Origin of the sequence: Nostoc sp. NOS(2021), from assembly GCF_017115025.1 — a bacterium.
Classification (GTDB): Bacteria; Cyanobacteriota; Cyanobacteriia; order Cyanobacteriales; family Nostocaceae; genus Nostoc.
The window spans coordinates 21,122-39,839 of record NZ_JABXKM010000052.1 but is presented as its reverse complement, the minus strand read 5'-3'; the positions used below and the strand labels follow the sequence as shown (position 1 = coordinate 39,839).

Here is an 18,718-nt window from a genome sequence, read left to right as displayed (position 1 = left end):
TTTGGCGGGGTGGGGTTCTTGGGGTTTAGTAAGTAATCAAGCGGACATGATATAAGTGCCCAGATTTTTGAAATCATGCTACTTAAATGCTACTTGAAACGGTAGTCTAAAAGAATCACTTTCCTTGCATAAGAGCGGAGGCGTCATGTTGCCGAAACCCAAGAGATATTGGACACCCCAGCACTGGGCAAGTTGGAAGCCTTTCGGCATTGGCGAACAGTATCCCAACAATTACTGGGAGGTATTTCGGGCAATCTGGTTGTCTCGTGACAAACTACCCTATGCGTGGAATATTCTCGATAAAGGTGTCTGTGATGGTTGCGCTCTCGGAACAACCGGGATGAAAGATTGGACTTTAGATGGTATCCATCTCTGCAATGTCCGGTTGCGGCTGTTGCGGATGAATACTATGCCAGCTTTTGACCCTGTGGTATTGGAGGATGTCTCGCAGTTACAAAAGCAAAAAAGTGCCCAATTACGCGACTTGGGGCGGCTTCCCTACCCGATGATCCGTCAACGAGGTGAAAAAGGCTTTCGCCGTATTAGCTGGGATGAAGCTTTAGGGGTAATTAGCGATCGCATCCGCACTACCACACCAGACCGCCTCAGTTTTTATATTACCAGTCGCGGTACTGTCAACGAAACTTATTATGCTACCCAAAAAGCTGTGCGGGCAATGGGAAGCAATAATATTGATAACGCTGCCCGCATTTGCCATTCTCCCAGCACGGCGGGACTGAAAGCTGCGATCGGTGCGGGGGCTACCACCTGTTCTTATAAAGATTGGATTGGCACTGATTTATTAGTCTTCATTGGCTCCAATGTTGCCAATAATCAGCCTGTCACCGTTAAATATCTCCATTACGCCAAGAAAGCTGGCACTAGAATTGTAGTTATTAACACTTACCGTGAGCCAGGAATGGAGCGCTACTGGGTGCCCTCAATTGTGGAAAGTGCCCTTTTCGGTACAAAGTTTGCCGAAGACTTCTTCTTAATCAATATGGGCGGGGATATAGCATTTTTGAATGGCACAATTAAACATATAATTGCTAACAACTGGGTAGACCAGTCATTTATTAACTTACATACAGTTGGCTTTGCTGAACTCAAAGCATCGTTAGAAAGCCAATCTTGGGAAGAATTAGAGCGGCTTTCTGGTACATCCCGCGAGTCAATGTCCGCCTTTGCGAAAATGGTCAAAGAAGCTAATAAAGCCGTATTTGTTTGGAGTATGGGCATTACCCAACATGAATGCGGCGAAGATAATGTGCGAAGTATCATCAACTTAGCTCTCACCAAAGGTTTTGTCGGTCGGGAAGGCTGCGGTTTAATGCCAATTCGCGGTCACTCTGGGGTGCAGGGTGGTGCAGAGATGGGATGTTACGCGACAGTATTTCCTGGTGGTAAACCCATCACCCCAGAAAATGCTGCCCAATTGAGTCAGCATTGGGGCTTTGAAGTGCCAGCAAGTAAAGGTTTAATTGCTCCAGAAATGATTAACGCCGCACATCAGGGACAGTTAGATGTGTTATTTTCCGTGGGCGGGAATTTCCTAGAAGTGCTGCCAGAACCGGATTATGTGGAAGCGGCACTGAAGCAAATACCGTTGCGGGTACACATGGATATTGTTCTCTCCAGCCAAATGTTAGTGGAACCTGCTGATACTGTGGTGCTTTTACCTGCGACAACTCGCTATGAAATACCAGGGGGAGTCACAGAAACTAACACCGAACGCCGGGTAATTTTCAGTCCAGAAATTCCGGGGCCACGCATTGGGGAAGCGCGTCCAGAGTGGGAAGTATTTTTAGAATTGGCAAGGCGGGTAAAACCAGATTTGGCAGATAAGCTGGCTTTTGCTGACACAGCTGCTATTCGTCAAGAAATTGCTCAAGTCGTCCCCCAATATGCAGGTATTCAACACTTACAGCAAGCTGGCGATCAATTTCAGTATGGCGGGTCACATTTGTGCTTTGGTTGGAATTTCCCGACAGTGGATGGGAAGGCACACTTTGGCGTATTGTTGCCGCCCCAAAGAGAATTACCAGAAGGTTATTTCTTATTAGCAACACGCCGAGGCAAACAATTTAATAGTATGGTGCAGGAACGCAAGGATGCAATTACTGGGGCAGTGCGAGAGGCTGTGCTAATGAATGCTGCTGATGCGGCACAGTTGGGTTTAAAAGATTGCGATCGCGTTATTCTTAAGAATGATTTAGGCGAGTTGTTCTGTCAAGTCTACATTGCGCCAATTCAGTCAGGAAACTTACAAGTACATTGGCCAGAAGGGAATGTGCTACTAGATAAAAGTAAGCGATCGCTGGAAGGAGTTCCTGATTATAATGCGATCGTGCGTCTGGAAAAACAAACCTAAGATTACCGTTTTCCCACTGCTACGCTCAACTTAATATCACTCCAAAACTTGCAGCCATGTCTGTCGCCAAAGATTTTGAAACCCCAGAAGATATTATATTTCCACCAGTGAATTTAGAAAGTAATGAGCCACCATTGGAAACATACTTACATTTGCTGCAAATGTTGCTATTGATAAAATGCCTTGATTGGTGGTGGCGAGACTTCAATCGTATTAATGACTACTTTGCTGCCGGCAATATTAGCATTTATTACAGTCCACGCCAGCCTAAATCCGAAGACTTTCAGGGGCCAGATTTCTTTCTGGTGTTGGATACTGAACACAAACCCCGTGATAGTTGGGTTGTTTGGGAAGAAGACGGCAAATATCCGAATTTGATTATAGAACTGCTTTCAAAGTCAACCGCAGCGATTGACAAGGGCTTAAAAAAACAAATTTATCAAGATATCTTTCGCACTCCTGAATATTTCTGGTTTGACCCCAAGAATCTAGAATTTGCTGGGTTTATTTTGGTGGGTGGTACTTATCAACCTATAGAACTCAACCCACAAGGGTTGTTGTGGAGTCAGCAGTTAAGTTTGTACTTGGGCGTTCATGAAAATCAATTACGCTATTTCAATGCAGAAGGACAGGTAATGCCTACACCAGAAGAAATTGCACAGTGGGAAGCGAACTACGCCGAACAAGAAAAGCAACGCGCCCAACAAGAAACACAACGTACTGAACGCCTAGCAGCAAAATTGCGAGAATTGGGTATTGACCCAGATACGATTTAAAGTATGTAGACTTACTCTAAAAATCATGGAAGTTCAACCAAAGGAGGTTAGGAATTATTTAACATATAACGGTATCAATCCTTTCTTTGAGTGGTTTGACTCTTTGCGAGATAGAAAAGCAAAGGCTAAAATCAGAGCAAGGCTTGACCGAGTAGAAGCAGGTAATTTCGGTGATTGTAAATCAGTGGGAGATGGGGTTTTTGAACTGAGAATAGACTACAGTTCTGGTTATCGGGTTTACTTTGGGCAAGAAGGGTCAGCAATTATTATTCTTTTGTGCGGTGGTGATAAAAGTACTCAAGAAAAAGATATTGATAAAGCAAAAGAATATTGGGAAGATTATAGGAGTAGAGATAATGCCTAAAAGTGCAAGCTATCACGAAAAACTGATTGAAGACCTCAAAGACCCATTAGAAGCAGCAGCTTATGTCGAAGTTGTCTTAGAAGAAGGCGACCCGAAAATGTTGAGTAAGGCGCTGAAAAATGTGATTGAGGCAAAAGGTGGAATTGATCAATTTTCTGTACAAGTTAAGCAAGTTTATGACAAACTCGAAGAGATATTATCCGAGAGAGAAGAAATAGAATTTTATTGTCTGAGTGCTTTGCTGGATGCATTAGGGTTGCATTTGGCGGTAAGAGTTAAGTGAAGCTAAAAGCCTTACTCATAAACTTTTAGCTCTTTTTCTATGTATTCACTAAGTTCATCTTCAGTATAATTAAGCGGCTTAATTTTTCCGGTAGAAATAAGGGTTAATCTTACCTTTTCAAGTTCATCTTGATGTAGATAATAATTGCCGTCTAAATTTTCCAAATCTAACTCATTCATAAATAAAAAAATTGCTACTTTACTAGAGTACTGAAGAATCCTTTTTTTATCTTCATTGCTGAATTTCTCTTGTTGTAAAAACAGTTCTATTGCATTAACTCGCATATATTTACATAAAAAATGAATATCTACATAACCTGCATCAAAAATTTCTATGCTGAATGGTTTTGGTCTGGGGTTCAATACAGACATAATTCTAATCCAGTCTGTATCTAAAAAATTAATCCAAAGTGAAGGAGTTGATAGAATAAAGCTAAGTACATATTGAACAGGAAATTTTGCTTGGGAAGCTAATATTTTTGCAAAATCATATTTTTCCATCTTATGCAAAAACTGGCTAAAATACTCAATTCCGTAAGAATATCCTTCATTCCAGTAGATTTCATCCAATAAATCTAACATCTCTTGTTGTTTATTTTCCATGATGAGAAACGTGTACTTACTAATTTATTAGTAACCCCAATTATTGATAACTGAACATTGACCTAGAAAGGTGATCATCCAAGTAGTAGTTTGTCAAGTTTAAATTGATGGGTAAGCAAGTTCGTAATAAGGACTTTAGTCCTTATTTTCTAAGCACTAAACTGCTTACTACAAACTCTCAAAACCAACTTGACAAAGTAGTAGGATGAACATGATAATCTAAGCCCTACAAGCATAATTACAAATTACTATCATTTACTCTCAACAACTTCCAGACCTGTCCTAGCTACTGATTTAATATCAACATCCTGATTGTTTAGCAGCACTATTATGGTGGTATTTTGATTGGGGAGATATGCAAGCAATGTTACGAAGCCATAGGCTGTACCAGTATGCCCAATTGCTTTTGCTAAAGGAGATGAAAACCGTTCTACACCTAACCCATAGCTATAGCCTTCGCCATTATCTTTAAATTTCAACATTTCTTTCATCATCTTCGAGGAAAGTAAGGTTTTTTTGACAAATAACGCTTTAGCGAACTTGGCTAAATCCTCTGCTGTTGAAACCAACCCACCATCTCCTAAACCATTGCCATCATTGACTTCGGCGTAGCTATCTAGCTTACCATGCTTATGGCGATCGCCATAACCTGTAGCTACTTCTCCAATTGTCGGTTCGCGCAATTCCGTGAAGGTATGTTTTAATCCTAATGGTTTTAAAATCTGACTGCGAATTGCTTGTGCGAGAGTTCCCCTAGTTATATTTTCAACAATCAGTTCCAAAAGAATGTAGTTGCAATCAGTATAAATAAATTTTTCTCCGGGATTTGCACGCGGTTGTTCTTGGTACATATACGGAATAGCTTCTCTGGCTGTCCAAGGCTGTGAGCGACTTCTTCTCGCAGTAGCTTGAATAAACTCTTTTGTGTCTAGGTATTCAGCAACACCACTGGTGTGGTTGAGCAGTTGACGAACTGTAATTTTGTCGCTGTTGATAATATGAGGACTGATGTTTGTTGGTAAGTAGGTAGCGATCGCCTGATCTAATTCTATCTTCCCTTTTTCCACTAATTTCAGCACAACCACCGCCATAAAAGTTTTACTCATACTGGCAATAGAAAAGCCATCTGTGGGTTTCATCCGGGTTTTAGTTGACAAGTCATTGACACCAGATGCTCCCAGCCAAGAACCATTAGGTGTAGAAATATACATGACTGCACCAGGTATTTTTTGTTCTACAACTATCTCATTTAAAAGTGTCTGTAGTTGAGAACTTTTTCCGACGGTGGAGGTAGACATGACTTGTTTAGCAAGGGATTTTCCAATTACTCCCTGACTAATGTTATTACCCACTAGGTATCCTGCAAAACCAAGGGAAATCACAAAGACTATTGCAAATAAAATTTTACTGAAAGCCAAAAATCTGAGGTTCATTTTACTTCCTAAACAGAAACCTAGCCGATCTAGCTCAACGGTACAAAGTAGTTGGTGAGCATCAACCTGACATCTGATATACAAATAGCATTACTCTGTTTCCAGATTAGTATCAAATTTTCAATTTACCAACTCTCACAAATATGACAATACCAACTAAAAGCAAAACCAAAGCCACTGTTTGGGTAATAGAAAAAGGTCAAGTACGGCCTCGTTTAGATCATCTCACTACTGAGGAACCTTTAGAAATTCGTCTTGTTCCTTTCCAGAAGACGGTAGCTGTAACTATGCGGACACCAGGGGCAGATTTTGAACTGGCTGCTGGTTTCCTCTACAGTGAAGGAGTCGTTAGCCGCAGAGAAGATATCCGACGGATAAGTTACTGCGTAGATGAATTAGTAGATGGTGAGCAGCGCCATAACATTGTCAATGTAGAACTGCGGGATGGGTTGATTCCAGACTTACAGCCTTTGGAGCGTCATTTCTACACTAGTAGCGCCTGTGGGGTGTGTGGTAAAGCTAGCCTTGAGGCTTTGCGTATGCGGGGATGTCCAGTGATTCCTTCTGGCCCAACAGTAACACCTGAGATCATCTACAGCCTACCAGACAAACTCCGCGCCGCTCAAGGTATCTTCACTGCTACAGGGGGTTTACACGCTGCGGCTACCTTCGATGCTCAAGGACAACTGTTAAACCTATGGGAGGATGTTGGGCGACACAATGCTTTGGATAAATTGATTGGTACAGCTTTGCTCAGTGACGAGTTGCCTTTAAATAACTGTATTATCCTGGTCAGTGGACGCTCTAGTTTTGAGATTTTGCAAAAGTCTACAACTGCGGGAGTTCCCATTGTCTGTTCTGTTTCTGCTCCCAGTAGTTTGGCGGTGTCTGTCGCCAAGGAATTCGGGATTACCTTAATTGGATTCCTACGCGGAGAACGGTTCAATATTTACACTGGTTTGCAAAGAATAAATGCTGCTTAGGGACTTCCAAGAAATAAATTATCCATCTTGTGGGGTTCCTGCCCGCCCTGAATATGGGACGGGTGTTCGCGTAGCGGCACGTAGTGCGTTTTTCCCAATATTCACGCCCATACTCCGGCATCCATACAGTGTTATATTCTTTAGCTAATTGTGATGCAATGGTGGTTTTACCAGTTGAAGGAGCGCCCAGAAAAACAACGTTATACCATTTCTTTGTGAGGCTGCGCCAAACCCTTTTAACTTCTTTCTTCCTTTGCGTCCTTCTCTTCGAGACACTTCGTGAACGCGTCCTTCGCGGTTCGTTTTTCTTTCTTGTACTTAAATATGCTTTAGCGCATCTTCATACAGAATTGGTATTAGTGATGAGATCACGGTACACATCAGGATGTAAATACTCCCGAAATGCGTAAGCGTCTCTTCTTACTTGCGTTCCAGAAATCGGAAAAGTTTGGCGATCGCGCCTTTCACCTTTAGCTGTCTTGTTCAGTTGGTCAGATGAGAATTTCGTTGACGTTGATTTCCGTTTCCACCAAGCCTGGTTCGATGACGGAATGACTCAAGTATGGTTACACTACCGACATAGTAATCACAGTGGAATCCCTCTCGATGTATAAAAACGCTAAAAGATTTACTACTATTTTTCTGTTGGTGTTTTCTCTGATCGTTTCTATCAACTTTGCAGTAATTGCTCAAGATAGTTCAGATGTCCCTTCTGTATTGACATCCCCTCAAGTCTGTTCAGTACCCCCTGGTCTCAAAACTCAACAAGTCATTGCCGACAATGATCGTAACCAAGTTAAAATGGGCGATCGCATCAGGGTGAGAGTTGAAGGATTATCAGCAGCGACCAGAAATGCAACGACTAATGGCACTTCATTTGATCCTCGCCAATTAGTGTTGTACCTGGATGGCTATGAACTAGAGGATGTCCACGGAGAACCAGTCATCGTCATGCTTCCGGGTAAAGATCAAAGGAAAATTGTTGATGATAATTGGTTAGCCTTTCGACTTGAACGTACCGACTCGTCTCAAGCTGCATGGAATACGCTTCTTGGTCAAGCAAGTAGATACAGTATTAACGTGATAGCTGGAGTCGGCTGTCCCAAGAAACTGGCGATTCCGGTGAGCAATCCTCTATCACCTCCTAAATTCAAAATAGTTCTGTTATCGTGGCGATTTTGGCTGTGTCTGCTTCTACTTCTGACTATTGTATTAATATTCACTAGGTATTGCCGAAACGCCCTTCGTAGCCCTGGAATAGAAGGGGTTTACTGTCAACAAGAGGTGATCGGTGGTCAGGAACTGTTGATTACAAAAAAGGCTGCTCTTCAAAAAGAAGCTCGGAAAAGCCGAATTACTCAATTTTTTCTTGGTAGAAAAAAATTGAACAAAAACCCGTTCAGCCTCTCGATATCTCAACTTGCTTTTTGGACATTTCTAATTTTTGGTTCTTACCTGATTATCTACGGCATAACAGGAAATTATGCCAATATTTTGAATCGGCAATCACTAATTTTATTAGGAATTAACTCTGTAACTGCATTTGGTACTTCGTTAATTGATGGGCAAGGTAATGAGGAAAATAGAAAAGGTAGTCAAGACATTTCTGAAGGTTTTTTCTCAGATATATTATCGGATGTTAATGGAGTCAACTTTCATCGGTTCCAAACATTTATTTGGACAGTTGCGATCGGACTATTCTTTGTTTTGGAGGTGATTAAAAATCTGGCAATGCCGGCATTTGATGATACACTTCTAACTCTACAAGGAATCAGTGCCGCCACATATCTTGGACTTAGAGGGCAAGAGCAGCATGGCATGACAAAAAATCCGGAATCTACATTCAAAGAAGATAATTCACCTGAACAACCGCTTGCACCAAAACAAGATAATTCACCTGAACAACCGCTTGCACCAAAACAAGACAATCCACCGGTGAGCGATTCATCGATTCCTCCTGGCTAAATCCTAGAGAGTCAAAATAATTCATAGGCGATCGCACTCGCACTACTATTTTGTCAAGATAGTAATGAAAAGTTTGTAGTAAGAACTTTACTGCTTAAAAAATAAGGACTAAAGTCCTGACTACGAACTTGCTAGTATAGGCAATAATTTCAGATATTAGGATCGGCTAGATTTGCAATCATACCTTGTATGGTAGTTCTGCACCCACTTTCAAATTTCATCGACTGCGATTTTGCTGTCAGCGACTCATCTTGTAGCTATTGGTACGAAGGGCGTTGTCCTCAAAGTGGCGCTCGCCTGAAATTACCCCGCACCTCAATGGCCGAAGCGATCGCCCACGGACTAATGCAATATTTTAGCAACAATGACTGTTATTCTCGTGAAGGCAAGATGTATGGAATACTATTGGTTGAATTGCCTAATGACGAACAACGAGTACTCAAAGCCTTCTCCGGTCTTTTGAATGGTTGCAGTGCCGTTGAGGGCTGGGTGCCGCCAATTCCAGGACGAGACGAAGTTGCTTTTGAGGAAGCCCGCACTTTGACACAGTTGGACGCAATTAAGCAAGAACTCCTCGCATTAAAGCAACTGACCGAACGTCAGCAGTATGAAACCCTGTTTGATGAGTTTGAGCAGCAGTTGCAAGCAATGAGCGATCGCCATCGCTATTGCAAACATCAACGACAGGAAAAACGTCAGCAAATCTGCAACACACTCAGTCCAGAAGCACTCACTATTGTCCTGGAACAACTCGACGAAGAGAGTCGTCAGCAAGGAATTGAGCGACGACAACTTAAACGCCAGCAAAATGCAGTATTACAGCCCCTTCAACAGTTAATTGCAGCAACAGATGCGCGAATTAGTGAACTGAAACAACGGCGTAAAGCACTGTCGCGTCAATTGCAAGCTCAGATGCACGCTAGCTACAGCCTGACCAATTTTTCCGGGCGATCGCAATCATTACAGCAATTGATGCCAGGAGGCTCTCCCACTGGCACAGGGGATTGTTGTGCCCCAAAGCTACTACATTATGCGGCAACACATGGACTCAAACCATTGGCAATGGCGGAATTTTGGTGGGGTGCGTCTTCCGTAAATCAGGATAAAATCCAGGGAGAATTTTATGGAGCGTGTGCCGAGCGATGTCAGCCATTGATGGGGTTTTTGCTCTCTGGCTTGAAACCTATTTCAATCCCTAATAGGGATTTTCAGACAACGGCCCCACTCTCGCTAAATACATTAACACATTTGCGTAGATCCAATGTGTTTGACTCCAATGAAAAACGTTGTAATTTCCCAGCCTTCTCCCCTATCAAGGGAGAGATCCCGATTATTTATGAAGACGAATGGCTGATTGCTGTAAACAAACCTGCTGGATTACTTTCTGTGCCTGGTCGTTATGGCGATCGCCAAGATAGTGTCTTGAGTCGCTTACGTCATCTCTTAGCTGATGGTATGGCACTTGCATCTGTGCATCGCCTAGATCAAGAAACTTCTGGGATTTTGTTGTTGGCACGCGATCGCCAAACCCATCGGCAACTCAGCCAACAGTTTCAGCAACGCCAGATTCACAAGGTTTATGAAGCCATACTTTCCGGTGTTTTGACAGTTGAGCAAGGTGTGATTAACCTACCATTGTGGGGAGATCCTGAAAATCGCCCTGAGCAAAAAGTTGATTGGCAGCACGGTAAACCCAGCTTGACAGACTTCCAGGTAATGGCGAGAGAAGGAGACTACACCCGCGTAGAATTTACGCCACTAACAGGACGCACTCATCAGTTGAGAGTTCATGCAGCTGATGCGCGAGGACTTGGGATAACTATTTTAGGCGATCGCCTTTATGGATGCCGTGCAGTTACTAGTCGGTTACATCTGCACGCCAGAGAACTTCGCTTCCAGCATCCGCAGTTAGAAAAAACCCTGCATTTACAAGCAATTACGCCCTTTTGACGCGTCATATTATGTCAGCTTAATTGCTTAAACCCCAACCCTTAATCCTCTCCTCGCAAGCCTATTGCTTTTTAAATTTGTATGTGATAATTTCTGCTTGTAGTCAATTCAACGGTTATTCGACCGATTTACCGTACTTAAGGTAGCCATATCACAGTTAAGAGACTTCCCAATAAAAATATTCAACTACAAATGATTGTGAGACACCCCACAAAATTGGATGATTTATTACTTGGAAATCCCTAAATCAGAGGTAAAGACGATAGTGCTGGAGGAGTTGACCTCTAGACTCTCATTCTTGTCTTTTCTTTAATAAAAGGAGCAGAGGCGCAGGGAAGCAGAGGAGAAGTTGCAATAAGTTTTTCCCCTCTGCCCCTCCGCACCTCTGCCTTTTGTCCCCAGTTCCCAATCTGGCGATCGCAAATCTAAAATTCAAAATTATATGACTAAAGTATTCATTCTCGATGCCAACCAACAACCGTTATATCCAGTACACATCAGCCATGCTAGGCTGCTATTGTCACAAGGAAAAGCTACGGTATTCCAGCGATATCCTTTTACTATCATTCTAAAGGAGTCCCTTTCTCATCTAAAACTTGAGCAACTTGGCTTTAAGATTCATCCTAGTATTAAAATAAATCGTAATTGAATTCTTAACGATGAATTACAAATTAGTAATTAGTTAATCTTAGTCGCCTCACAAACCCAGGAATATAGATGACAAACCACACCATCTTAGAACCGTTACCAGAAGACCAATGGTTTATTGAGAGCCAGGAACTACGATCCTTTGTAGCAACAGTGCGGGAAATTAGCGCTAGCACTGTTGACGATCGCACACAAACTCTCGCTAGACTAGAACCCTATTTTCAAGAACTCCTTGCCCAACAGGAATGGCTACCCGAAAAGTTTGCCCAAATTAATCCCGAAAGCAAGATGGGCGGCGGTATTGGTCAATGGCTGCTTTATCGCGCTAAAGACCGTTCACTGTCAGTATTCAGTTTGGTGATTCCCCCAGGTTCAACGACTCCCGTCCACGACCATTTGGCCTGGGGATTGATTGGTTTATATAAAGGCAATCAAGAAGAAACAGTCTATCGCCGTGTAGATAGCGGCGATGCTGAAGGACACGCACAATTACAAGTAACTGAAGTGCGATCGCTTCAACCAGGCGATATCTACCGCCTCTTACCCCCAGATGGCGATATTCACGCCGTCAAAACCACATCCCAGAGCGCATCTGTATCCATCCATCTTCTAGGTAATGATACTGGTTGCGTATTGCGTCACCAGTTCATTCCAGAATCTCACAGCGTCCAATCCTTTCGCTCTGGATATTCCAACGCTCCTTGTAAAGAGGAAGAGGAAAAAGAACATGCCCAAGTACGATAGACCACAACCCCCAGTATTCGAGCAAGTTGAAGATGAACGCCTGCACCGTAAGCAACGCCTAGCTGCTGCCTTTCGCCTGTTTGGTAAGTTTGGGTTCAGCGAGGGAATTGCAGGCCATATTACGGCTCGTGATCCGGAGTTTACAGACCATTTCTGGGTCAATCCATTCGGGACATACTTCGGTCATATCCGAGTTTCTGACCTAATTCTAGTTAACAGAGAAGGTGAGGTGGTTAAAGGCGATGCTCAGGTAAATCAAGCTGCTTTCGCCATCCATTCTCAGATTCATGAAGCTCGAACTGATGTAATCGCGGCGGCTCACGCCCATTCACTTTATGGTAAAGCCTGGTCTAGTTTAGGTCGTCTCCTTGACCCCTTGACTCAAGATTCTTGTGCTTTTTACGAAGATCATGCCCTATTTGATGATTTCACAGGTGTTGTTTTAGAAACTTCTGAAGGTCAGCGACTGGCGCAAGCTTTGGGGCCAAAGAAAGCCATAATCCTACGTAACCACAGCATTTTAACTGTGGGACATACAGTAGATGAAGCCGCCTTTTGGTACATTAGTTTGGAGCGATCGTGCCAAGCCCAACTGCTGGCAGAAGCTGCGGGTAGACCCACTACTATCAAACACGAAACAGCCCGTTTAACACAAACTCAAGTGGGGTCACATACAAGCGGGTGGTTCAGCTTCCAGCCACTTTACGACAGGATTGTGCGCGAAGAACCTGATTTGCTGAATTAATGATGTGTTTTTTTGGCACTAGTACAGTGTGGCGTCAGTTTGCCTACCTTTAACAAGCAGCTTAATCAATTGTCTGGTTAATTGAGATGGTGGCTGGCTTTGGGCTGTGCTGTACTAGGATAATAGGTAGGAAAGTATAAATTTACCCGACTTTGCGCTATTTTTATGTCAACTTACCCTGAATTTATTCATATACTCCGGTAAACCTATAAGTTTATAGTATTTATATAGTTCGGAGAAATCATTTTGATGATTAACCTAATCTTTCGCCGCTTAATTACCAAGTGGATATCGTTGATAAAATTCAGGAATATCCCATTTAATAATCAACATAAGTTATTCTTCTCTTCTTCTGTTTTACCAATAACGGGAGCTTTTGTTACAGGGCTATGTTTGAGCGTGCTATTTGCTGCCTGCTCATCGACATCGACTGTTAATTCTCCTAATCCCAGTGCCACATCTGTTGGCAATTCTGCTTCCAGTAAAGCAACAGTAGTAAAATTTGGCTATCAAAAATCGACCATTTTGCTGAGAACTAAGGGTGTTTTAGAAAAGCGTTTAGCACCAGAAGGTATAACTGTACAGTGGACTGAATTTCAAGCGGGGCCCCAACTACTAGAAGCCATGAATGTGGGTAGTATTGACATCGGCCCTGTAGGAGAATCACCGCCAATATTTGCTCAAGCAGCCGGAGCATCACTAACTTATGTTGTTGGTACTGCGGCGAGTCCGGCTAGTTCAGCAATTCTTGTTCCTCAAAATTCACAAATTCAAAAAGTTACTGACCTTAAAGGTAAAAAAGTTGCCTTTCAAAAAGGATCTAGCGCTCACTTATTGTTAGTCCAAGCTTTAGAGAAAGCGGGATTAAAATATACTGACATTGAACCTAAATATTTGGCACCGGCTGATGCTCGCGCGGCATTTGTCAAGGGTAGTGTAGATGCCTGGGTAATTTGGGACCCCTTCTATGCAGCAGCTCAAGAGGCAACTAAAGCCAGAGTCCTGATTGATGGCACAGGAATTAATAAACAGGGAGGATATTATTTGATGACTCGCAAATTTGTCACTGAAAATCCCCAAACTGTGAAGACAATACTGGAGGAAATTCAAAATCTAGAAGAATGGTCTAAACAGAATCGAGAAGAAGTAGCGAAAATTCTAGCACCTGTGTTAGGAATTGATGTAGAAACGATGAAAAAAGCAACTGACAGACGGACTTTTGGTCTTGTGCCAGTTGACGATAATCTAATAAATCTACAACAAGGTGTTGCGGAGACATATTATAAATTGAAGTTAATTCCCAAAGAGGTAAATGTGAAGGATGCAGTATTGACAAAAGAACAATACGCTGCATTTTCACCAAAAACTTAAACTAGTACAATGAATCGGTTGTAAGGGCATACATCTCTATGCCCCGACAAATGGAATGAGTATTAGTGGCAAAACAACTGAGAATTTTGGAATTGATTATGACTAATCCTACAGAATTATTGCGATCGCGCTACGGTGAAATTCCCTTCAATCCCGAAATTGAATGGAATGATTCTCTGACAGCACTACTATCTCACCGTTCAATCCGGTCTTATCTAGCTTCACCTCTACCACCGGGAACTCTGGAGTTGCTAATTGCAGCCGCCCAATCTGCATCTACTTCCTCTAATTTGCAAACCTGGAGTGTGGTAGCAGTCGAAGATCAACAGCGCAAAGAGGAGTTATCCAAGTTAGCGGGAAACCAAGCACATATTAAGCAGGTGCCTTTATTCTTGGTTTGGTTAGCAGACTTGGCGCGTCTAAGTTACGTTGCTGACAGTCGCGGCATATCTCATGATGCGCTGGAATACTTGGAAATGTTTGTGATGGCAACAATCGATGCAACTTTGGCGGCGCAAAACGCAGCAGTCGCAGCAGAGTCACTCGGTTTGGGAACAGTATATATCGGCGGAATCAGGAACCGCCCACAAGAGGTAGCAGAGATATTGAATTTGCCCTCCTCCGTGTATGCTGTATTTGGGCTGTGTGTAGGCTATCCGAATCCTGAAGTACAAGCAGCGATTAAGCCAAGGTTGCCCCAGTCAGCGATACTGCACCGTGAAACCTATAAATTGGCAGATCAAGAAGAAGCGATCGCTCACTACAACGACATCATCAAAGAATTCTATACTGAACAAAAGATGAATGTTGCTGGTGATTGGTCAGAACACTCAGCCCAACGCATCGCAAGTGTAGAATCATTGAGAGGACGCGATCGCTTGCGTGAAGCTCTCAATAACCTCGGCTTCAAGTTACTGTAAAATTAATTAAATTGGCTTGTTCAAATTTTTTGTAGATACTCAGGTGGCACATGATCCACTAACCAAACACCATTAGCAGAACAATAGAAGATGTAACCCGCCTGATGCATGGCCGCAGCATGTACAGTCAAAACCACTGCTTTTCCATGTCTTGCACCAACAGTTTGTGCTGTTGCAATATCCTTCGATAAATGGACATGATGTCGTGATATTTTACAAAGTCCTGTTTGCAGAATTGACTCTACAGATTTGCGTCCCGTGCCGTGATAAAGCTCATCTGGAGGAACAACAGGTTCTAATTGTAAATCGACTTTTACACTATGTCCTTGGTTGGCACGAATAAGAGTACCTGTAGAATCAAAAGAAAAGCGTTGTTTATCGTTGAGTTCAACTACCACCTGCAATTCCTGATGGGTAATCGGAAACTTGTTTTTAGCACAAGCGGTAAGTAGTTCATCAACAGCAACCCAACCACCGGGAGCAAGTTGAATTCCAATTGCATCCGGTGTGTGTCGCAGATATTTGCTGAGATATTTGCTGATTTTTACGAGGCGAGAATCACTCATTTGATTGTGGTTGGCATATTTGTATTATAATTATAATCTTTTGTACTACATAAAGTTATAATTAATGGTTTGACTTTGTATAAATTGACAGAATTTGTCTTCCCATCATGGCTAATGCCATTCCAATCATCACAATGAGTGTCACTTTCCCACCAGGAACGAGTGGTTGATTTATGCTATCTGAGTTTTCTTGTTCTTGACGTTGCTTCCAAGTCATTAACGCCGGAATAATTCCACCTAGAACTGAGATACTAAATGTTCCAGTGTAATCTAGGGCAGTAAAAAAGATGCTGGGGTTGAGCGTTCCGAGAGTCATCGGAGGGAAAAGAACCAGCGAATAGAGGGGTAGGCGGCTAGAAAGTTCGCCCTCTGCAAGTAGGAAAATATCTTTGAACAAATCCAGCAACCCGTACACAAATCCAATGAATGATGTGACGATCGCAAACTCTGAAAAAATGGATACTAGCACTCCTAACCATTCTCCCGCACCACCTGCTCGGAGAATTTGCAGTGGGTCAAAAACAGTTCTACCGTCAGATGTGCCATGTAGCATATCGGGACTGACGCTTCCTAAAATTACGGCATTCCACGCCAAGAACATAATTAGAGGAATCACAGAACCAATAAAGATGGACTGACGAATTTTGTGGGTATCCCCTTCGAGTTGCGTCACAACTAGCGGCACAACGTTTTGGAAAAATAGCGCCACAGACATCACTGAAATGGCACTACCAAGGGCACTCCAGTCCTGAAATAACAGTTGGGCGCTCTGAATCTGCCCTCCTGCCAGAAACAATAGTCCCAAGAAGGAAACGATGACAATTCCGACAAAGGCGCTGTTTAATTTCTCAATAAACTTTTCTCGCCCAAGATACATAATGCCACCAAATAAGAGCGTGAAAGTCGTTGTTCCTACCCACGTAGGCAATATCTGCACACTCCAGACTTTTGCCGCCGCAGATCCTAAAATCTCTCCACCTTCGGTAATGTATGCCACCAAGAGAGCATAGTGCATGAATAAATATACGCCGCCAGCAATTCGCGCTCCCAACTTACCAAGGATTTTCTCAACAACTCCCAAAAAACCTATACTCGGACGCCCTTCTGTTCGCATCGTGTTTAAAGTCACCTCTGCAACCAATAACCCTGAAACTAAAGCGTAGAGCCAAACAGCAATCAGCCCAGATGTGGATGGCACAATCCCAGAAGGCAGGGTAACGGCTGGTAGAGCGAGAATCCCAGCCCCAACGGTGGTTCCCGCAATCAATGCAGTACTCCCCAATAGACTACCCGGTTGATGATTGAGCTTTTTTCCATCAAATTCGAGATGACAAAACAACCGAGTGACTTGCTCTGAATCTTTGAGAACAGTCTTTATGGGAACCATGCTGAATATCCGTACCTAAACCAAAAAGACAATATTAACATATGTAAATATTGCTCGTAAAAACCCTTAATTACCTGATTTTTCAGCCAAGATTTTGTGGTAAATAAGCGATCGCCAGTTTATTATCAACACAATTTTTAGAGTTTGAACACTTTGTTATTTTAAAGTCCTTTATTATTGAGGTATCGGCGCACCCTCACTAGAACTTTTTTTCTAAAATCATTCAATTTAGTAATGTTAACTATAATCAAGGAGATTTATTGGAGCTTCTTTTTCCAGTATCATACTTAGCTATCTCTAATAACCGGGAAAAAGCAGATTAACAATTCAAAATTCAAAATTAAAGACATTTTCAGACGGGGATTTAAACCCCGACTGAAAATAACGCTACCTGTATTGTTGGGGTCTTAAACCCTTTGATTTACGATAATTTTCACAAAAAACTCACCTGATCACAGCCAGCAAGATGGTTTGATAAGACAATTACAATCCCACAGAAAACAATTTACCAACTTGCGCCAAATCTACATTCCCACCGCTGATGATCACACCAATCCTCGCCTCTGGTGCTATCACGACACCTTCGAGTAAGGCGGCGGCGGCGAGTACTCCGGTGGGTTCAACTACAATTTTCAGACGTTCCCACAAAAAAAACATGGTGCGAAGAATCGCTTCTTCAGATACCGTCACCATATCATCGACGTAATGCAGCACTAAGGGGAAAGTAATTTGACCAAGGCTAGGAGTCCGGGCACCATCAGCTATGGTATCAGGATTTTTGACAGTTTGCAGGGTTTTGGTGTAAAAGGAGCGCGTAGCATCGTCGGCAAGTGCTGGTTCTACCCCGATTACTTTACAATTAGGTAAAAGTGCTTTGGCTGCGATCGCACAACCAGAAAGTAATCCGCCACCGCCACAACAAACTAATAGTAAGTCCAATTGACCAACTTCTTGAATCAGTTCTAAAGCAGTTGTTCCCTGTCCTGCGATTACATGGGGATGATCGTAAGGGGGAATGAGTGTCAAAGAGCCATCGCGTGCTAAATTTTGGGCTAATTCTTCCCGGTTTGTTTCTTGGCGATTGTACAAAATTACCTCTGCACCATAACCACGAGTAGCAGTTTGTTTAACAGCAGGAGCATCATCAGGCATGATAATCGTGGTGGGAATATTTAGTAATTGTCCAGCTAAAGCGATCGCTTGGCCATGATTTCCCGATGAATAGGTGAGAACACCTGTTTGTTTTTGTGCTACCGATAGTTGGACGAGGGCGTTGTATGCACCTCTAAATTTAAATGCCCCCGTGCGTTGAAAGTTTTCGCACTTAAAAAACACTTGGCTATTGGTGCGATCGTTAACAATTCTAGAAGTCAGTACAGGAGTGCGGTGGGCAATCCCCAAAATTCGCTCTTGTGCTGCTTGCACGTCAGTTATAGCAACGGAATTATGTTGTGGCATTGATGACGATATTAAATATTCTTGGTCTTGTTTATATAGATACAGATTTTTATATTTGCGCCTAATATCCTGGATTGAAGCATACTCATTTCAGGTGGATAGCATCATTTTTTTGTCACAATAAAAGTAGCTATAGGAAATATTACATATTG

The 18,718-nt window shown here is 42.7% G+C and carries 18 protein-coding genes; 12 read left to right on the top strand and 6 right to left on the bottom strand.

Features of this window, described 5'->3' with window-relative positions; translation table 11 throughout:
• The first annotated feature begins 145 nt into the window (after window positions 1-145).
• The 4 genes from HWQ41_RS06040 to HWQ41_RS06025 are packed head-to-tail and all read left to right on the top strand — an operon-like array spanning window position 146 to window position 3,794.
• The gene (locus tag HWQ41_RS06040; protein ID WP_292760676.1) at window positions 146-2,371 is read left to right on the top strand and encodes an FdhF/YdeP family oxidoreductase; all 2,226 of its coding nucleotides are present in this window, start codon (window positions 146-148) and stop codon (window positions 2,369-2,371) included.
• A 56-nt stretch (window positions 2,372-2,427) separates the two neighbouring features.
• Complete coding sequence (locus tag HWQ41_RS06035) at window positions 2,428-3,147, top strand: Uma2 family endonuclease (RefSeq protein WP_292760674.1); 720 nt, start codon at window positions 2,428-2,430, stop codon at window positions 3,145-3,147.
• Window positions 3,148-3,172: 25 nt separating this feature from the next.
• On the top strand, window positions 3,173-3,511 hold the full coding sequence (locus HWQ41_RS06030) for a type II toxin-antitoxin system RelE/ParE family toxin (RefSeq protein WP_292760673.1): 339 nt from the start codon (window positions 3,173-3,175) through the stop codon (window positions 3,509-3,511).
• Window positions 3,504-3,794 carry a hypothetical protein gene (locus HWQ41_RS06025; protein ID WP_292760672.1) on the top strand — a complete coding sequence of 97 codons (291 nt, stop codon included), beginning with the start codon at window positions 3,504-3,506 and terminating at the stop codon, window positions 3,792-3,794. The genes HWQ41_RS06030 and HWQ41_RS06025 overlap by 8 nt, the downstream gene beginning before the upstream one ends.
• A gap of 11 nt (window positions 3,795-3,805) precedes the next feature.
• Here the strand turns inward: HWQ41_RS06025 and HWQ41_RS06020 are convergent, their stop codons facing one another.
• Together HWQ41_RS06020 and HWQ41_RS06015 are read right to left on the bottom strand one after the other, a co-directional pair.
• Window positions 3,806-4,396 (bottom strand): hypothetical protein, encoded by a 591-nt coding sequence (locus tag HWQ41_RS06020; RefSeq protein WP_292760670.1) that lies wholly within the window; start codon window positions 4,394-4,396, stop codon window positions 3,806-3,808.
• 251 nt (window positions 4,397-4,647) lie between these two features.
• The gene (locus tag HWQ41_RS06015) at window positions 4,648-5,829 is read right to left on the bottom strand and encodes a serine hydrolase (RefSeq protein WP_292760668.1); all 1,182 of its coding nucleotides are present in this window, start codon (window positions 5,827-5,829) and stop codon (window positions 4,648-4,650) included.
• A gap of 143 nt (window positions 5,830-5,972) precedes the next feature.
• On the opposite strand from HWQ41_RS06015, the gene fdhD reads away from it, so the two are divergent.
• Entirely contained in the window at window positions 5,973-6,812 is an 840-nt protein-coding gene (fdhD, locus tag HWQ41_RS06010; protein WP_292760667.1) for a formate dehydrogenase accessory sulfurtransferase FdhD, read from the top strand.
• Here fdhD and HWQ41_RS06005 read toward each other — a convergent pair.
• On the bottom strand, window positions 6,772-7,002 hold the full coding sequence (locus tag HWQ41_RS06005; RefSeq protein ID WP_292760680.1) for an AAA family ATPase: 231 nt from the start codon (window positions 7,000-7,002) through the stop codon (window positions 6,772-6,774). The genes fdhD and HWQ41_RS06005 overlap by 41 nt on opposite strands.
• 416 nt (window positions 7,003-7,418) lie before the next feature.
• On the opposite strand from HWQ41_RS06005, the gene HWQ41_RS06000 reads away from it, so the two are divergent.
• From HWQ41_RS06000 to HWQ41_RS05970, 7 genes are all read left to right on the top strand, one after another.
• A complete protein-coding gene (locus HWQ41_RS06000) occupies window positions 7,419-8,777 on the top strand; it encodes a hypothetical protein (RefSeq protein WP_292760665.1) in 1,359 nt (452 codons plus the stop codon).
• 189 nt (window positions 8,778-8,966) lie between these two features.
• Entirely contained in the window at window positions 8,967-10,727 is a 1,761-nt protein-coding gene (locus HWQ41_RS05995) for an RluA family pseudouridine synthase (protein WP_292760664.1), read from the top strand.
• Between the two features lie 442 nt (window positions 10,728-11,169).
• A complete protein-coding gene (locus tag HWQ41_RS05990) occupies window positions 11,170-11,376 on the top strand; it encodes an RRXRR domain-containing protein (RefSeq protein ID WP_292760662.1) in 207 nt (68 codons plus the stop codon).
• A gap of 68 nt (window positions 11,377-11,444) precedes the next feature.
• Window positions 11,445-12,119, top strand: coding sequence for a cysteine dioxygenase family protein (locus HWQ41_RS05985; RefSeq protein WP_292760661.1), 675 nt, complete (start codon window positions 11,445-11,447; stop codon window positions 12,117-12,119).
• A complete protein-coding gene (locus HWQ41_RS05980) occupies window positions 12,103-12,864 on the top strand; it encodes a class II aldolase/adducin family protein (RefSeq protein ID WP_292760659.1) in 762 nt (253 codons plus the stop codon). The genes HWQ41_RS05985 and HWQ41_RS05980 overlap by 17 nt, the downstream gene beginning before the upstream one ends.
• A gap of 249 nt (window positions 12,865-13,113) precedes the next feature.
• The gene (locus tag HWQ41_RS05975; protein WP_292760658.1) at window positions 13,114-14,235 is read left to right on the top strand and encodes a sulfonate ABC transporter substrate-binding protein; all 1,122 of its coding nucleotides are present in this window, start codon (window positions 13,114-13,116) and stop codon (window positions 14,233-14,235) included.
• 98 nt (window positions 14,236-14,333) lie between these two features.
• The gene (locus HWQ41_RS05970; protein WP_292760657.1) at window positions 14,334-15,155 is read left to right on the top strand and encodes an NADPH-dependent oxidoreductase; all 822 of its coding nucleotides are present in this window, start codon (window positions 14,334-14,336) and stop codon (window positions 15,153-15,155) included.
• A 20-nt stretch (window positions 15,156-15,175) separates the two neighbouring features.
• Here HWQ41_RS05970 and HWQ41_RS05965 read toward each other — a convergent pair whose 3' ends face one another.
• From HWQ41_RS05965 to HWQ41_RS05955, 3 genes are all read right to left on the bottom strand, one after another.
• The gene (locus tag HWQ41_RS05965) at window positions 15,176-15,721 is read right to left on the bottom strand and encodes an RNA 2'-phosphotransferase (protein ID WP_292760656.1); all 546 of its coding nucleotides are present in this window, start codon (window positions 15,719-15,721) and stop codon (window positions 15,176-15,178) included.
• Window positions 15,722-15,782: 61 nt separating this feature from the next.
• Window positions 15,783-17,108: an amino acid permease gene (locus tag HWQ41_RS05960; protein WP_292760655.1), complete on the bottom strand. Its 1,326-nt coding sequence runs from the start codon at window positions 17,106-17,108 to the stop codon at window positions 15,783-15,785.
• A gap of 483 nt (window positions 17,109-17,591) precedes the next feature.
• A complete protein-coding gene (locus HWQ41_RS05955) occupies window positions 17,592-18,566 on the bottom strand; it encodes a threo-3-hydroxy-L-aspartate ammonia-lyase (protein WP_292760654.1) in 975 nt (324 codons plus the stop codon).
• Window positions 18,567-18,718 lie beyond the last annotated feature (152 nt).

Bases quoted from the DNA above. Each gene is read 5' to 3' on its own strand.
- HWQ41_RS06040 (WP_292760676.1), top strand. From the start codon at position 146: ATGTTGCCGAAACCCAAGAGATATTGGACACCCCAGCACTGGGCAAGT.
- HWQ41_RS06035 (WP_292760674.1), top strand. From the start codon at position 2,428: ATGTCTGTCGCCAAAGATTTTGAAACCCCAGAAGATATTATATTTCCA.
- HWQ41_RS06030 (WP_292760673.1), top strand. From the start codon at position 3,173: ATGGAAGTTCAACCAAAGGAGGTTAGGAATTATTTAACATATAACGGT.
- HWQ41_RS06025 (WP_292760672.1), top strand. From the start codon at position 3,504: ATGCCTAAAAGTGCAAGCTATCACGAAAAACTGATTGAAGACCTCAAA.
- HWQ41_RS06020 (WP_292760670.1), bottom strand. From the start codon at position 4,396: ATGGAAAATAAACAACAAGAGATGTTAGATTTATTGGATGAAATCTAC.
- HWQ41_RS06015 (WP_292760668.1), bottom strand. From the start codon at position 5,829: ATGAACCTCAGATTTTTGGCTTTCAGTAAAATTTTATTTGCAATAGTC.
- fdhD (WP_292760667.1), top strand. From the start codon at position 5,973: ATGACAATACCAACTAAAAGCAAAACCAAAGCCACTGTTTGGGTAATA.
- HWQ41_RS06000 (WP_292760665.1), top strand. From the start codon at position 7,419: ATGTATAAAAACGCTAAAAGATTTACTACTATTTTTCTGTTGGTGTTT.
- HWQ41_RS05995 (WP_292760664.1), top strand. From the start codon at position 8,967: ATGGTAGTTCTGCACCCACTTTCAAATTTCATCGACTGCGATTTTGCT.
- HWQ41_RS05990 (WP_292760662.1), top strand. From the start codon at position 11,170: ATGACTAAAGTATTCATTCTCGATGCCAACCAACAACCGTTATATCCA.
- HWQ41_RS05985 (WP_292760661.1), top strand. From the start codon at position 11,445: ATGACAAACCACACCATCTTAGAACCGTTACCAGAAGACCAATGGTTT.
- HWQ41_RS05980 (WP_292760659.1), top strand. From the start codon at position 12,103: ATGCCCAAGTACGATAGACCACAACCCCCAGTATTCGAGCAAGTTGAA.
- HWQ41_RS05975 (WP_292760658.1), top strand. From the start codon at position 13,114: ATGATTAACCTAATCTTTCGCCGCTTAATTACCAAGTGGATATCGTTG.
- HWQ41_RS05970 (WP_292760657.1), top strand. From the start codon at position 14,334: ATGACTAATCCTACAGAATTATTGCGATCGCGCTACGGTGAAATTCCC.
- HWQ41_RS05965 (WP_292760656.1), bottom strand. From the start codon at position 15,721: ATGAGTGATTCTCGCCTCGTAAAAATCAGCAAATATCTCAGCAAATAT.
- HWQ41_RS05960 (WP_292760655.1), bottom strand. From the start codon at position 17,108: ATGGTTCCCATAAAGACTGTTCTCAAAGATTCAGAGCAAGTCACTCGG.
- HWQ41_RS05955 (WP_292760654.1), bottom strand. From the start codon at position 18,566: ATGCCACAACATAATTCCGTTGCTATAACTGACGTGCAAGCAGCACAA.